Source organism: Aquimarina sp. 433, assembly GCF_054054605.1.
This window is the reverse complement of sequence record NZ_JBSWZK010000003.1, coordinates 224,546-240,949: the sequence shown is the minus strand read 5'-3', so window position 1 is coordinate 240,949 and position 16,404 is coordinate 224,546. Positions and strand designations below refer to the sequence as shown.

General features: G+C 32.2%; 15 protein-coding genes. All 15 read right to left on the bottom strand.

Going from position 1 to position 16,404, the window contains the following annotated elements; all coding sequences use genetic code 11:
* Positions 1-14 precede the first annotated feature (14 nt).
* On the bottom strand, positions 15-929 hold the full coding sequence (locus ACWNT5_RS07705) for a dimethylarginine dimethylaminohydrolase family protein (RefSeq protein WP_299608317.1): 915 nt from the start codon (positions 927-929) through the stop codon (positions 15-17).
* A 185-nt stretch (positions 930-1,114) separates the two neighbouring features.
* Positions 1,115-2,911: a galactosyltransferase-related protein gene (locus ACWNT5_RS07700; RefSeq protein ID WP_299608319.1), complete on the bottom strand. Its 1,797-nt coding sequence runs from the start codon at positions 2,909-2,911 to the stop codon at positions 1,115-1,117.
* 47 nt (positions 2,912-2,958) lie between these two features.
* Positions 2,959-3,618, bottom strand: coding sequence for an MBL fold metallo-hydrolase (locus tag ACWNT5_RS07695; RefSeq protein WP_299608321.1), 660 nt, complete (start codon positions 3,616-3,618; stop codon positions 2,959-2,961).
* 82 nt (positions 3,619-3,700) lie between these two features.
* Positions 3,701-4,444, bottom strand: a complete 744-nt coding sequence (locus ACWNT5_RS07690; RefSeq protein ID WP_299608323.1) for a 4'-phosphopantetheinyl transferase family protein — start codon at positions 4,442-4,444, stop codon at positions 3,701-3,703.
* An 85-nt stretch (positions 4,445-4,529) separates the two neighbouring features.
* Positions 4,530-5,498, bottom strand: coding sequence for an acyltransferase domain-containing protein (locus tag ACWNT5_RS07685; protein ID WP_299608325.1), 969 nt, complete (start codon positions 5,496-5,498; stop codon positions 4,530-4,532).
* Between the two features lie 41 nt (positions 5,499-5,539).
* A complete protein-coding gene (locus ACWNT5_RS07680; protein WP_456517021.1) occupies positions 5,540-6,286 on the bottom strand; it encodes a polyketide synthase in 747 nt (248 codons plus the stop codon).
* Positions 6,274-7,056 carry an enoyl-CoA hydratase/isomerase gene (locus ACWNT5_RS07675; RefSeq protein WP_299608329.1) on the bottom strand — a complete coding sequence of 261 codons (783 nt, stop codon included), beginning with the start codon at positions 7,054-7,056 and terminating at the stop codon, positions 6,274-6,276. The genes ACWNT5_RS07680 and ACWNT5_RS07675 overlap by 13 nt, the downstream gene beginning before the upstream one ends.
* 1 nt (position 7,057) lies before the next feature.
* Positions 7,058-8,302: a hydroxymethylglutaryl-CoA synthase family protein gene (locus ACWNT5_RS07670; RefSeq protein ID WP_299608331.1), complete on the bottom strand. Its 1,245-nt coding sequence runs from the start codon at positions 8,300-8,302 to the stop codon at positions 7,058-7,060.
* A 21-nt stretch (positions 8,303-8,323) separates the two neighbouring features.
* Positions 8,324-9,586, bottom strand: a complete 1,263-nt coding sequence (locus ACWNT5_RS07665) for a beta-ketoacyl synthase N-terminal-like domain-containing protein (protein ID WP_299608333.1) — start codon at positions 9,584-9,586, stop codon at positions 8,324-8,326.
* A complete protein-coding gene (locus ACWNT5_RS07660; RefSeq protein WP_299608335.1) occupies positions 9,586-9,837 on the bottom strand; it encodes an acyl carrier protein in 252 nt (83 codons plus the stop codon). The genes ACWNT5_RS07665 and ACWNT5_RS07660 overlap by 1 nt, the downstream gene beginning before the upstream one ends.
* Positions 9,838-10,077 (bottom strand): phosphopantetheine-binding protein, encoded by a 240-nt coding sequence (locus tag ACWNT5_RS07655; RefSeq protein ID WP_299608337.1) that lies wholly within the window; start codon positions 10,075-10,077, stop codon positions 9,838-9,840.
* 9 nt (positions 10,078-10,086) lie between these two features.
* Positions 10,087-12,378, bottom strand: a complete 2,292-nt coding sequence (gene fabD, locus ACWNT5_RS07650) for an ACP S-malonyltransferase (RefSeq protein ID WP_299608339.1) — start codon at positions 12,376-12,378, stop codon at positions 10,087-10,089.
* A 30-nt stretch (positions 12,379-12,408) separates the two neighbouring features.
* Complete coding sequence (locus ACWNT5_RS07645; protein ID WP_456517020.1) at positions 12,409-13,689, bottom strand: MFS transporter; 1,281 nt, start codon at positions 13,687-13,689, stop codon at positions 12,409-12,411.
* Between the two features lie 65 nt (positions 13,690-13,754).
* The gene (locus ACWNT5_RS07640) at positions 13,755-14,663 is read right to left on the bottom strand and encodes a DUF6734 family protein (RefSeq protein WP_299608343.1); all 909 of its coding nucleotides are present in this window, start codon (positions 14,661-14,663) and stop codon (positions 13,755-13,757) included.
* Between the two features lie 214 nt (positions 14,664-14,877).
* Positions 14,878-16,374: a trehalose-6-phosphate synthase gene (locus ACWNT5_RS07635; protein ID WP_299608345.1), complete on the bottom strand. Its 1,497-nt coding sequence runs from the start codon at positions 16,372-16,374 to the stop codon at positions 14,878-14,880.
* Positions 16,375-16,404: the final 30 nt, after the last annotated feature.

The window sequence follows — 16,404 nt, the reverse complement described above, 5'->3', positions numbered from 1 at the left end:
TAATTCTCCACCATTTAATCCCTGATTAACGGCATCGTAGAACATCTAAGCAATCCTTCTTGTTTTGCTATTTCGGAATAAGGAACTTCTTCTACCGTTATATTTAAACCTCTTAACCAAGAGTTTAATCTTGTAAAGCCTTTTTCAGAAATTACCACATCTTCAGAAATGGAAAATATATTAGAGTTCATGTAGTACATTTCATTTTTATCTATATGAAATAGATTTTCATTTCCAAAAAGATCTACTAAATATTGATAATCATCTAAGTTTCTAAAACCTTCTTTATGTATAATTGCTTTATTTTTACCAACAGGTTGAAAACAGCAATCCAAATGTAAAGCATTATCCCTTGGATCCTCCATAGACTTATTGAGATCGAATTCTTTAACTATTTTACTAGGGAAAAGCGATTGAATATAAGAAACTCCTTTCATATTTGTCCTTGCGACAATACAATCACTATAATCTTCGCCTTTATATGTTCCAATAAAAATATGATCGTTGTGAAGCATAATATCACCTCCTTCAAAATGAATATCATCTGATGGAGCTTTATAAACTTTATCCGGTGCAATTTCATCAATAACGTATTGGATAGCCTGAATCTCTTTTTCTCTATCCGGAAGGATATTGGATTTTATAAATTTATCCTCAATTACTAAAGCAATATCACGTGCAAAAATTTGGTTATAATTTTCTATTATCTGAGGTCTGTAAACCTTTACATCATACTTTTCAAAAACGTTAGCCACTGCTGTCATTTCTGCCACCATATCTTCTTCTTTTGGATAGGTACCAGCTTTTATATGCTCTATAGATTTTGGGTCATATGCTTCCTCGACTTTGGGAACAGCACCATTACTTACAGCGGTTCCTAAAACAACAGCTCTAAGCCTCGAAGTTTCGTTTTTAATATTTAGTTTCAATCGATTAATTTTTAGGTAAAAACAATGTTATCAACCAACTTCTTTGGTCGAACAAAGATAGGAAGAGGTATTTTGTTGACACTAATTTTATTCAAAAAAACATATGTTTTTTTATTAATTATTGAAATTCAACTTCAAAGGTGCCTTCATTTTGATGATTTAATAAAAAAAATAAAGCTTTCATATTATTTCACCTCCAGGTCTAAAACTTTTTCCGGGATTCTTTTATGATTGATTTTAAATACTTCGATGTCCACATTTAGATATTTATTTGGATATAGATCAAATTCAATTCTTCTATTTCTATGATCTGATTCATCACAATTATCATTAAAGATCTTAGTATTCTTTTCATTTTCGGTACGTATTTCGTCTTTATGATCAATAGCGTCCTGACATAAAAATGCAGGTACTAGTAATTGGTTAACTCCTTTTTTACGTAATCTAATAGTAATTTCTACATCCTCAAAACCATAATTTTCAATTTTGAGATTGTAACCACCAATATGTTTAAAGTCTCTTCTATGAATTCCAATACGGCCGTATGTTCCTGATGCGCTTTCTCGTGAAGGCCGAAAATAAACATTGTGATCTTCATTTATTGAAGACATACAATATTTTAAGTAATCTGTACTCACAAAATTATCAGCATCAATATTAATAAGATATGTACCTTCTGCAAGGAAATGAATTGCATTTTTAGGCAATGTACGATGGTAAAATCTTGCACTATAATTACGATAATAATTTATATAACCTTTTTGTACCCCTTTTAAAAACCAACTTTGCTCAAACAAATAATCCTCTAATCCGTCAGTTGAATTATAATTTATGACATTAATATCCACTTTTCCTTTAAACTCCTTTATTATGGATAAGTTGTGTTTAAGAGTTTTTATCAAATGCTCCTTTCTGTTCATCACTACGGTACATAAACTTATCATAACACCATTAAAAGCTTTTGTATTTGTTTTAGTACTCACCAGTGGATGATCTGGGAATTCCTTCTTGAAAATATCATGAATCTCGGTTGGTGTTTTTTTGGCTAAAATTTTAGATAATTTCAAAGTTTGTTCATTGAATAAATCGGGTCTCAATTTTCGATGTTTTGCCAAGATTAACGAAAACTTTCTGTCCTTTAAGTTTGAGGAACTAAATCTATGTTCTTCTTGTCTAAGTAGAATTTTAGAAAGTGCTTCTCTTAACTTTTTTGATCTAAGTAATGATCTTGAATTGAATAAATTATTCTCACGTTTTCGCTCCTCATAAATTTCATGAAACAATGCATTATAAGATGCATCTCTGGACTTAGCAACTGCATACAAAAGATATTCCTCTATTGTACGCATAGAGTCGTTCTTTTTATCAGTTTTTCGTATAACGTTTAGGCACTTTAGAAAATTCTCAATATATGCATCTCTAAAATCTAAGTTATTAAACCCTAAAATACTACAATTGAATGCATACAAATGATGTTGCTGAAATTCTTCTATATAATTCCCTCCAATATCTATAAGCCAAGAGTATTCTCCTATGTCTCTATGAGAAACTCTCATTTGATCTTCCGCACGATAATAGTAAGGAATATCATAAAGTGAAGCTATTACAAAATCCTCTTTACAGTTTTTTAACGATTGCACTATTGCATCATCATTGAGCAAAATATTCCAATCCATATAAACAAAAGGTTCTGTTTGTTTTGCAATGATAAATGCTTTTACCTCAACCCAAGATGAATACTTATCCGATATAAATTCTAAGTCCAGAGACAGCTTATCGCAAGGAAGATTCTTAAGAACTTGATAACTTTCTACATCTGTTATCAATTCTGTTACAAACCCTTTTTTCTTAGAAATTAAAATAGATAGTGTAATTTCCTTTATAGCAAGTTTTAGTGCATCTTCAAACCTAATTTCTTTTTGATAGCGTGCATGTTGTTTTCTATATTCTCTTAAAGTAAAACAATAAATTACCTTATTCATACTTACTTAAATTAAAATCAATTTTCTTAAATTCATTGTTATTACTACTACATAAAATCAAACAGGTTTTTTTGGCCTTTTCTCATTCTGAAACTTGTAAAATGTTTTCTGTTTTCTAATTGAAAATAAATATTGTTTTTTAACAAAAACCTCAAGGTTTTTCCGGGCAATTCTCCATAAGAATGTCCAGGCCAAATAAAAGTATCCAATGGTAAACTTTTTTTGAGATACTGAACAGAATCATACATTTGATGCACATCGCTACCTTCAACACTACAAATCCCTACTCCTTCTATAAATACAGTATCCCCAGAAAAAAGATGGTTCTCTATCAGGTAACAAACACTACCTTTGGTATGACCTGGAGTAAGAATTGGTTGTATTCTAAAACCATTTAGAATAATATCCTGAAGGTGTTTAACTTCTATAAGGTTTGTACAACTGAAATTATAGTAATCTATTTCTTCCTTGGACATATAAACTGGTACGTTATATTTTTGAGCAAATTCATTTGCAAGATTGATATGGTCTATATGAGAGTGAGTGAGTAAAATAGCTTTTAGCTTAATGTTATTTTCTTCTAAAAAACCATTAAGCAAATCATAATTCCAAGCCGGATCGATAAAAATTCCAGTATTATTTAAGTGTATTAAATAACATTGATTTTTCACCGAAAGACCGGACACATAAAAAGTTTTAACATTCATTAATTGCTTATCTATTTTCCACTTAGTTTTATAAATTAATTTACTTCAGAGCATTTCTATAGTAAGAGTAACTTACATAAACTTATTTGTTACATTCTGTGTTTAAGATTTGATCTATTGTATTCTTATATACTTCTAAATCTATTACGGTGTTTTTTGGTAACACCAAAGAAAAAATATACTCCTGATTTTGATAAGAAATTCCTTTATACTGTGCTATATTTTGAAATGTGCTAATATAAAAATCTCCTTTTTTAATTAAAGTTTTCATTTCCAAAACATTAAAATCCATTGTCAATCCGGTTTTAAATATTTTAGAAATACTTTCTTTAACCGACCAAACCAACGTGGAGGTCATATTAAAAGGTTTCTCAATATTGGCAATTAAACCCAGCTCTTTTTCTGTAATAAATTTTCTTATTGTATTTACCCTATTATCATCTATAATTTCAACATCTATTCCCATAGGATGTTCTTCGGGAAAAGCAATAGCAAAGCCTATATTTTTAGTATGACTTATACCTATTTGGATATTATGAATCCCTATGGATTTTACGATTGGAAATTTAAATACCCCATACTCTATGGCTATTGAGTCCAATGGTTCATCACTTAGTTTAGATATGGCGGTTTTTGCTGCTACTCTTCCCATTAAAAAGTTTGATCTTCTTTTTTCAAATTTTAATGTTTCAAGATATCTCAATTCTTTTCTATGTAAAAAGTGTAAATATTGATCCAAATCGATAGCATCTTTATTTAGCACGCAAAATGAAGAAACAAAGGTCATCTTGTCTCTTTGTAAAATAATTTTCCCTTCTCCAATCATTAATTTAATCTATTCATATGTTATATTTTAAGGCTTGACTCTTTCTAAAATTCATTAATAATCATAAAAGCATACCAGAGCTATCTCAAGTGGTATTAATTTTGTATTCATTGATAAATCTTTCCAATTGAATTTCTTCTTGCTGAAAAGGAGTCATGATTTTAAAAACTTTGGATTTAGAACTTTTGTTTATGTTATATTGAACAAAAGTTGCCATAGTCCCAGAAGGTCCTAAATCTATATATATGCCTTCTCCATTGGATTCTATCGATTCTACTGTCTTAGAAATATTATTGTAACGGCTTATAACATCCCAAAAATATTCTCTACCAAATTCAGAAAGTTGTCTGCCATCGGCGCCAGAGTAATAATTACAACGTGGTGTTGATAGAGAAATATTATGACTCATAAAATAATCAAATCCGTGTTTTGCATTTTTAATCAATGGAGAATGAAAAGGATAATTTACAGGAAGTTGAACATGATTTAAATTTAGTTTTTTCAATTCGCGTTTAAAAGCTTCTATATCGTGTTTTAAACCTGAAAATGTGTTATGTCCACTAAAATTAGAAGATGCTAAATACAAATTATGCTTTGTATACAACTTATTTAACTTACTAATTCCTTCTCGAAATACTGTTATCATTCCTCCTTCTGTATTTTCTCGTACAATAGATTTAGCTTGTTCTATTGATGCTTCCAGAGCACTTCTTGCATCCCATATTCCGCTGGCCACTCCTGCAGCAAACTCTCCTAGACTGTTTCCACAAACATAATCCGGAAATACTCCTAGATCCTCCATTACTGTATACATTGCAATCTCTATGGCTACTATTGCCGGATGGGTAATTAGAAGATCATCGAATGTAGGATTCGTTTCTTTGTATAATTCATATATAAGTGATCGGTCTATATTTTTCTGAATAATAGAATCACTGGTGATAAGACTTTGTTTAAAAACGTTATTATTTTCAAACAATTTTTGTCCCATTTTCCTATAATGACTCCCTTGACCAGAGAATAGAAATCCTATCTTTACATTATTATTTATCAAAATTATTGGTATAACTTGTTTTTATAATCCTTTTAAATGACTTATCTGCCAAACATTTTTTCTATCCTTTCTGCTACCTCCGGTTGATGAAAAGTTATCTCATGCATTTTAAGTTCTTGATCAATAACTGTTGGCAATTTTTTCTTTAACTCACCGTTCATATGCTCCTTAAGCGTTATCAATGAAATTCTTGGTTTTTGACTAAGTGTTTTTGCAAAAGAAAACGCCTCTTTCAATACATTTACTTTAGGAACTACCTTAAAAGGAATGCCTCTTTCTTTTAGCTCTTGACCTCTATAATTAAGTCCAGAAAACAACATTTCTTTTCCTAATTCGGATCCTAACTTAAAGGGTACCATATAGGTCCCACCCATACCTGGAGTGAAACCATAATTCATAAAATTTGTAGTATAAATATTCTCTTTGCCCAAGATGCAAAAATCGGCATACAAACCAAACACAAATCCACCACCAATTCCATGGCCTTGCATTGCAGAAATTACAGGTATTTTACAATGCAATGGGGCGGTAAAAAATGGATTCTCATTAAAGACTATTTCTCCTTTATGAATGGCAATCAACTCATCTTTGGTTCCTCCACAGCAAAAGTAATTATCATATCCAGCAAGTATCACTACCTTATATGTAGTATTGTTATTGATTTTCTCAAATATGTCTACAAGGCCATTGATTAGTCTTTCTGAAAAAGTATTTCTAGCCTCCTTATCACACATTGTAACTTCTACAATATCATGACCTAGCTCTTTTAATTTTACTACTGATTCCATGGCATTTTTCCTTCATTGACAAAACTGTTGATTTTCGATCGTACCGTATCTCTCATTAAAAGAGAAGAAATCTTATTTACTGCCAATTCCTTAGTTTGTTCATTAATAATCCACAATTCGCCCATATATTCTTTTAGTTCTTTAATTGTATCAGTCTCTAACTTTGTTAACCTAAGTAAATTTTTTCTTACATTCTCTTCTAAATTTGTCCCGATTTCGTCGACCAATCCAATCTCAAGAGCTTTATCTACGGACACCCCTTGAGTGATTAGTGCCATCCATTGTGCTTTTTGATATCCAACACGCCGAATTAAAAAAGGCATTACACAAGCAGGAAGTAAACCAAACAAAGCCTCGGACAACCCAAAAGTTGCACTGTGATCTGCAATTACTATATCACAAGAGGCTATTATCCCAATTCCTCCTGCATTAACTTTACCCTTAACTTTAGCTATGGTTACCTTAGAACTAAAAGCGATACTTTTTAATAAATCATAAAATTTATTTTGACTTTCTTTATTTGATATTTCAAAGTTTTCAACTTCGATCGTTTTAAATTCTAAACCAGTACAGAAGAAATCAGGCAATCCTTCAAACAAAACCACTTTGATATCCTTGTCCAATTCGAACTGGGTAAAGACTTTTGTTATTTCATTAATTAATGTTAGATCAATTGCGTTATTCGCTTCTGGCCTGTTTATTTTAATTGTAACAGTTTGTCTCCATTGGTTTATTTTGATTGTTTTAAATGGGTTTTCTTCTGTATGCATATTAAGTCCATTTATAGATTCGATGGTAATCTTTAATCTCGGTAAGAATTAATTTACCTTTATTTTGTATATGGCTAAAAGGTTCTGAAAATTGTTCAAAATCTAGCTGGTAATTTTTAGTTCCAAATTTTAATTTTGTGTTTACAGAAAATGTGTTTTCGTATTCTTCTACGGATAGTTGATACCTATTATTTAAATGTTCGGTTAGTTTAAATTCTCTTAATTTTTGTTGGGACTTTTCAGAAGCTACTCCACTGTAAAATTCAGAGCAACATCCCGATCCATAGGAGAATACCCCTATACGTTTACCGTTTTTAAAATCACCATTTTCAATAGTACTTGCCAATGCTAGATGCGTTGTAGCCCCCATTATATTACCTACTCGTTGACAAAATTGCAGAGACGGTTTTACACGTTTATCGAAATCTTGGTCAATATAATTTGGATTTGCCTTTTTAAACTTTCTCATGTTTGATCGATGCGCTCCTTTTACCATTCCTCCAAAAGGGGTATGAAAAGTTAAATATCCAAAAGTAGATTCGTAATCTACTCCGTCCACTTTTTTTTGATATTCTTCAAATGTTTTTTCACAACAATCAAGATATGATAACAAGGAAAGGTCTGCGTTTCCGGCTTCAACATCTGGTGCCGGTCTACATGTATCCATTACTTCATATCCATAATAACCATTGGCTCCTTTATCCACTTTAAAAACTACAGGGTTATTACTTACCAGCATTGCAACGGCACCAGATCCAGAACTTGGCTCTGCAAAAGACATTTCTATAGATCCATCTAGCTCCCCTACCCGAATGATATCGGTACATATTACAAGGGCTTTTTTATTCAACGATGTCTCCGAGTAAATATAATTGATAGCCATTTGTAATCCCGCTGTGCCAGAATAACATGCATTTTTCACTTCAAAAAGACGACAGTTTCTGTGTAATCCTAAGTAATGATGGATATACGTACTAATAGACTTTCCAAAATCGACACCAGACTCTGTACAAGTTATAATCATATCAATTTGATCAATTTCTTCTTTGGATAAACTATCGAGTATAGGTTTTGCCGCATTTACTCCATTAGAAACTTGATCTTCATATGGCATGATAACCGTTTTCTCATTGATCAATAACTTTTCGAAGCGCATTGCATCTAAACCTCTTGCCGTTGCTAAATCAGAAACATTTAGAGTCGCTGAACCGCAATAAATATTCATAGCTTCTATCCCTACATCCATATTTTTATTTTATTTTATTTATTATTTCTTTATTACAATTGATGTATTTATACCACCAAAGCCAAAATTATTGTTAATCGCATAGCTATGCATCAATGATTGTTTGGAGTTTAAAACCCATTGGATTTTATCAGTTATCGGATTGGATAAATTATGACAAGGATGAAGATATCCCTGTTGCATTTGAAGTAATGTAGCCACAGTTTCAATCACCCCTGATGCAGATAAAGAATGCCCAATTAGTGATTTAGTGCTATTTGCTTTTATCCCGCTCAGTCCTGAACCAATCAGGGCTTCAATTTCGGCTGTATCACCAGAAATTGAGGCCGTCCCATGGGTATTAATATATCGTATATCACTTGGTGACACGTTTGCAGATTTCATAGCTTTAATCATAGCTTTTTTTTCTCCCTCGGATGAAGGATTAGGATTTCTATTCCCGTCCAAGTTAACTCCGTATCCGGCAATTACACCGTGAGCCTTTTTTCTTCTGGCAGTCGCATGCTTTTCTGATTCTAGAATGAGGCACGCAGCAGATTGACCATACACAAAGCCTTTTCGCAAGGAATCAAATGGCCTGCAAATTTCATTAGGTGAAAGCTTATCAACTCTAGCCATAGCACCTAAAGCTGTAAAACCCTGAAACTCATAAATGGAAAGATCCATCACAGGTGCAACTACAATTACTACATCATATTCGTTATTTCTGATAAGTCGAACTCCCTGGATTATACTCATATTTCCACTAGCTGAGGAAGCTCCAACTACATGTCCTTCTCCATTAACCTCAAGTAACTCGGACAAAACACCTATTACATCAGTATCAAAAAAATTAAAACCGTAATTTGGGTTTATAAAATGGACTTTGTCTTGATACTTTTTCCGTACTTCCTGATGATATGCTTGCTGAATATTAGTCCCTGAGGAAACTATTGCCACTTTATCTAAATCTACATCGCTACGATTTAATTCTGAGTCATACCAAGCTTCGATTGCACAAAATAAGCCACTACCAATACTTTTCGACACATTCCTTAAATACTTTATCTTATCTACAATAGGATCATCCAATATAAATTCGTTTACAGATTTTTTAAAATTAAAATTTTCTAGCTCTGCTATTGGATATATAAACTCTTTATCGTGTTCTTTAAATTCTGTAGTTGAAAAATTAGTACTTCCGTTCATTAAGGACTGAGAAAATTCATTCAGTCCAACTCCGATTGGAGTACAAGCTCCCATCCCGGTAACCAAAACATTATTTTGTGTAACAGGTAAAATCATTAATTTATGTTATTAACTTTTTGCTCAAACATTCTTGCTAATTCGCCTAAATTTCTTGCCGAATAAAATTCAGAAGACACAGCATTTACTTGAAGGTCTTCTATCGTTTGTATAATTAACTCAGCTCTACCAATAGAATCTAAACCAAGAGGCGATAAGATTGCATTCTTTTTGATGGTTACATCTTCCAAATGGACAGCTATTTTTTTAATATTAGCAACGATCAATTCAAAAATCTGATTTTCATTCATTTACTTTTGTTTTTCCATTAATAAATCTGCTAATTGGTCAATAGTTTCTGCGGTCACAAACTCGATTCTAGATACATCCAAGTCTAATTTTTCTAATGTCAATGTAATTAACTCACCTCTATCCACAGAATTAGCACCGAGATCGACGAAGGTCTCAGTTGTGGAAATTTCCTGATCCTGTAATTCTGGTAAAATCTCCAGTAAGTTGTCTTTGATAATCTGTATTAAATTGTTTTTCATAGTATTTTTTTATTTTATCATATTTAAAAGTTTCTCTGATAATATATCAGCTCCTTCTTCCATTATTTTTATGCCTATTTCATCAACATGACGGTTTTTCCAGTGTTCTAAAGATGTTCCTTTGACCCATTGATTAAAAGAACCTAGTGCTGGGCCGGTATGGACTTGAAAATCTGACTTATTTTCTATATTCCCTTCAAATGCAAGTCGATTAGAATATGCAAAATACCATTTGAATACAAGCGCCATTTTATGCGAAGGAATTTGTTCAGCCTTAGCAACCTCATCTCGTTCGTTATTATTAATTAGATAAGCTTTTGTCTCTTCCCATACTTCGGATATAGATTTCTTAAAATAACTTTTCTCTAAACGAGTTTGTATTTTTTGAGGAATATCGTCTAATGAATCATATTGCCTGTAGATGGCAAACAACTTATTGGCTCTTGCAGGAAAGAGAACTCCTTTTTTCAGCACCTGAATTCTAGAACCTATTTCGAACATATCACCTGCCGGTGCATAGTCCGTATCCTGAACATTTATATCTTGAAGTAAATCTTTTACAGTATTGCTAGTTCCTGCCTCAACGGTACATTGATTAATAGATCCGGTAGTTATGAAATCGGCTCCCATAATATAGGCACAAGCTACGGCACTAGGTGTTCCTATGCCTCCCCCAAGGCCTATTCGAATAGATTTATTGTAATTATAACTAGATTCTATTTGGTTTTTGAGCTGTTTGATAGATGGAAATAATACGAATGCCACACCTCCGTCTGTATGTCCTCCAGAATCCGCCTCTACACAAATATCATAACACATCGGTACCGACTCTGACATTACCGCTTGTTCTTGAGAAATTAAATTTTCATCTAAAAGTTGATTGACAAATTTTCTTGGTGCTGGTTTCATAAAAACTTCCGCAACTTCTGGTCTAGAAACCTTTGCAATAATCTTATTTTTACATTCGATTATTCCTTCGCTATTTCTTTCTAAACCAGCTAAGTGATAATAAACAAGTGATTTAGTAATTTGCATAAAAGCTGAGGCTTCGACTTTTCTTATCTTATATTTTAAGAAAAGGGTAACTTGATCCATTTCATTTGAAGGACAAGCCATATCATGTAACAAATTCATACCATAGCTTGCAGTTTTATCCACATTGCTTTGTATGTATTTGATGTTTTCTTCTATTTCTTGAATTGACATCCCACCAGTACCCAAAAAGCTAAGCATATTGGAATTTGCCATTTTCACAACTAATTCTTTAGAAGCAATCCCCCTATACATACTACCAGTCATGTATGCATATTTAACATTATGATCATCCCGAAAAGCCTTACTCCCTAATTGAATGGCAGCTACTTTATCATTATTTATTTGCAATAAATTATCATTATCCGTAGTACTCTTCTCTGAATTTATAGGCGTAGAAGATGTTTTAATGTTCGCTATCTCTTTAATTGGGCTACACTTTTCAGTAATCTCACCAACCATTTTGGTAAGGATGCTGCCTCCAATTTCCTCGTATTGGGAAACTCCTTTTCCCATCAGAAATCTTATAGAATCTATCCATTGAACAGAGCTTGTGATTTGTGTGCTCAGTAAGTTTTTTATGTCGTTTGGATTATAAGGTAATGCAGTTGCATTTGCTATCACTGGTACTTTGGTTGGTGAAAATTCAAAACCTTTTATAAATTCCTTAAACTCATCAGCTGCCGGTTTCATATATCTTGAATGGAACGGTGCGCTTACAAACAATGGAATCGCTTTTATACCTTTCCCGTCAAAGTTTTTCAAAACACTTTCCATAACTTCACTTTTACCGGAAATTACGATCTGAGAAGGCGAATTAAAGTTTGCAATATCTACTTCATCATAATCAGAGTCATCTAGTTGTTGTCTTAGCTCTTTACTATCTAAACCTAATACGGCAATCATCCCTCCTCCAGATGCTGCAGCCATGAGCTCTCCTCTTTTTTGCACCATCCTTAATCCAGTTTCGAAGTCAAAGACTCCGGCACTTAATAGCGCATTATATTCTCCTAAACTATGTCCAATAAGATAGTCAGGTATTTCATTTTTATATTGTTCGTAATACCTAAACGCATTGACAACGTATAAAGCAGGTTGTGTAAATTGAGTTTTACCTAATAGCCTTTTTGGGTCTGAAAGGCAAAGTTCTTCCAGGTCATAACCCAATATCGATGATGCAAGTTCTGTTTGTGATCGATACATTGGAAATAAATCCTTACCCATTCCTTTATATTGAGAACCCTGACCAGGGAACATTACTGTTTTCATAACTTAAATTGTTTTTATCACAAGCAACCCTTAACTATCTGCCGGATGCTTTAGTTTTTTTATATATAATAAGTCTATCTGTTTAAAAATTTTCTTCCTTTTGATAAAGCCAGTGAAGACAAATACTAACCCTCCAATCAAAGAAAACAATATCAAAATGACATAAGTTCTATCTGTACCGGGATAATAATTTCTATTTAATGGAATCTGATCTGCAACAGGGATCAATACATAATCGATTAAAACACTTGTTATTAAAAAAGATACTGGTACCCAAATACCTATTATTAGACCTTTATAACCAGAAACTCTTCCTTGTAAATCATAAGGCACCGTATTTTGCCAAAAAGTATGATCGCAGATCATCATTATAGATGAAAAAAACATAAAAAGGCAACATAATATTGACACCGAAGTAATACTAATCGGTATGAATAAGAACAAGACCAAAATAAAACTAACGATCATTAATAAATTAAGAATGCTTTTCATCGGATACATAAACCCCTTAAAAAAACTCATTAATCCACCACCTAAAAAGCTTCCTATCCCAGCAAGAATCATCGTAATACTTAATCCAATTTCATCAGAAAACCCTAAAACCATTGGAGTAATTAATATTCCTAATCCTCCAAGGAAAAAACTAATTACAGAATAAAAGACTAGTATTTCTACCATTCCTTTTTTTGATGTAAAGAAGTCTTTAACTTCCTTAAAATCATTTCGAACTGTAAACTTCTTTTTTGTTGCGGTATCAAGTCCATACTTTATAGTTAAGAAACCTATAATCGAAACAGAAAAAGTAAGAATATCAATCACAAAGACTGCTTCTAAACCAATAAGATTATAAATCAAAGGCACTATGATCGGCACCAGTATTGTTGTCAAGGCAATAGAAGTCTCTTCCAATCCTTTTGCCTTACTAATTTTTTCTTTCGGAACCAGTACTACAGTCGACACATAAAATGCCTTTCCTATAAAACCATTGACAATAGAGTTCAAAAAGGTAATCAACAATACGTGCCAAACTTTTATAAAATCCAGATGGTATAAGGTCATCAAAACAATACTGAAAAATCCGGCCAAGAGTTGTCCATAAATAATTATCTTTCTTTTATCAAAACGATCAATAAAACCTCCAATAAAGGGCCCTAAAAGAATTGGAGGCAACACTGTAAGAAAGCTAATTAATGCATACACAAAGGTAGTTTGAGAGGAATTCAAAATCCACAAACCAAGGGAGAAAGAAGTCATCGCAGTACCTAAAATAGATATTGTTGCAAAAAATAACAGAATTGAATATTTTTTCATATTACGATTTTTAAACAAAAGCTAGCACCTATTTTAGCAATAGTTCTTTTGATTTATCATTGCGTTTATTCAGTTACTTTAATCTTTGACGGAATTACATTCTCATAGTATTCTGGATAATGAGTTTTAACTTTATTTTCTAGTTCGTCACAGAATTCTTTATGCTTTTTGCAGTATTCACCATACAAATGAATGAATTTTGCATCCTTAGGAGCTTCTTTGAACCTGGTTAAGTTTTGGAAGAAAATATCGAGCTTTTGCTCTCCTACTATATCCGAATAACAGGCTACATCGATGTTTTGAGATTGTGTTAAGCAATAAAATAAATACTGTTCGAATATTGTATTAAATCGTCCTATATCTATATTTGATAGTTTATCAACATTGTTATCGACAAATTTGAAGGCTTCTTTGCTATAATTTTTGAAAAAAGCGATATCATTCCCACCGATAATTCCAGCATTATAGGCATGAATTTTCTCTTCTACTTTCCTGTTTTCTAAAATCACTTCTGGAAATACGACGTTATTAGTTTTGAGATTTTTGTACAGATTCTCATAAAAAGGGTATCCTTTTTCAAAGTGTTGTGTTACCAATCTAGCGTTATGAAGTTTTTCCGAAAAAGCACCCCAAACATAAACATCGTTATCCACATGTATAAATGGCTCATCCTGGATACTATAAGAATAAATCTTACCTAATGCCCATAAATCCGGATGATATTCATTTAGATCATCTAGTATCACATGAACCTTGGTATATGGTAACTTTAACTGATCTATCAGTATTTCTTTTCCCAGTTTATCAGTAACCAGTTCTACTTTATCATAATATTTTTTTAATTGTAAGCAGCTAAAAATCCAACTTAGTGAATGTGTTTTTTCATATAGCCAACCACCTGAATACCGTCCACTTTCAGATTCCATAATTCCATTTAGTACCGGTTTAGTCCAATAACTTTGTATTATTTTCATACAGCTTGAATAATGTTTAAAAATTTATATTAATTGTTATTTTATTGATTTGATCGTTTTAAAATCTCAAAAATCAAATGATCTTAAAGACTTCGTTAGAATTGCTTATTACCTAATTCATTATTTTGAAAACCTATATATGTTTATTTTTTGCTCTACCTAGGTTTATTTATCGATAACTCTCCACGAATTTTGAGTTAATTTGTATTTCTTTTCACATATCATATCCACTTTTATATTGATTGATTTTGCGCACCAATATGTCAAAACTCAGTGCTTCTAACTGACGCTCTTCTTCTTTAATCAACAGAGCATCAAAAATATCTTTAGCCCATTGGACAACGTTATAAGATTGTAACCGATCGTGCATTTTTCTATTTCTAGTTAACAATTCGTCCTTACTAAAAGTCAATGCTTGATGAATCGCCAAGGTAATTTCATCCACATTGTACGGGTTTATGGAAATGGCTCCTTTCAGTTCATCACTGGCTCCTGCAAACTCACTTAATACCAAAGCTCCTTTATCTAAATTGTTAGCCGCCAGGTATTCTTTTGCAATGAGGTTCATGCCATCTTTTAAAGGTGTTACCAATGCAATATCACTCGTTTTGTATAATGCACATATCTCATATATATCTATTTGCTTATACCAATAAACAACAGGTATCCATGTGTTAGTGCTATAAGTTCCATTTATGTTACCTACCCATTTATCAATTTCATTTTTTATTTCCTTATAGGCTGGTATATCCCTTCTTGATGGTGCGACAATAAGCTTCAATACTACTTTTTCTTTCCATTCTGGAAACTGATCCAAAAAATTATTAAACCCTTTTAATCTATTTAGAATACCTTTTGTATAATCAAGCCTATCTACGGATAAAATGATCTTCTTGTTATCATTTTGAGCCATAGATTTTCCCTTAAGATTTACGCATTTGTCAGTTTGGGTAATTGCCTTAATGCCATTATAATCAATACCCATTGGAAACACCCCCACTTCACTTTTTCTGTCTGGCAACAAAATCTTATTATCAATACAATCTAATTGGAGAATCTCTTTTACATTTTTAAAAAAATTCTTTGCATATTCATTCGTATGAAAGCCTATTAAATCTGCTCCAGAAATCCCTTCTAAAATTTTAATTCTTTGATTATTTGGTAATCGCTTAAAACTATTCAAGTCCGGAAAAGGAATATGAAGAAAATATGTAATCTTTATTTTGGGATAGTCCCGACGAATTAACGCTGGTAACAACATTAAATGATAATCATGAATCCACACGACATCTCCGTCTGCTAATGTTTGACGAAGAGATTCATAAAAGACCATATTTGCCTTAACATAGATATCCCAAGCATTGGAATTATTATCTTCTATAAAGTTTGGAAACCCATGAAATAATGGCCAGATAATCTGATTACAGAATTCATCGTAAAACCCTTTAATTAATTCCTTTTCCAAAAAAACAGGATCGTACTTATAATTGGATAAGAATTCATTACGGATTTTTGTTTTTTCTCCTGCTCCTATTTCACAACCTGGCCAACCTAGCCACCTGTAATCGGTAAATTTGGTTTCTCCATTTTTTATCTTTTCCAAATATGAGTGGATTCCAGTGGCCAATCCTCCAACACTTCTTTTGCCCTTAGAATTTTTAGCGTCTGAAAGTGTAATCGGAAGTCTATTTGAAACAATAACTAATCTCATAAGTTCGGTATTACCTTGTTTATAATTAAT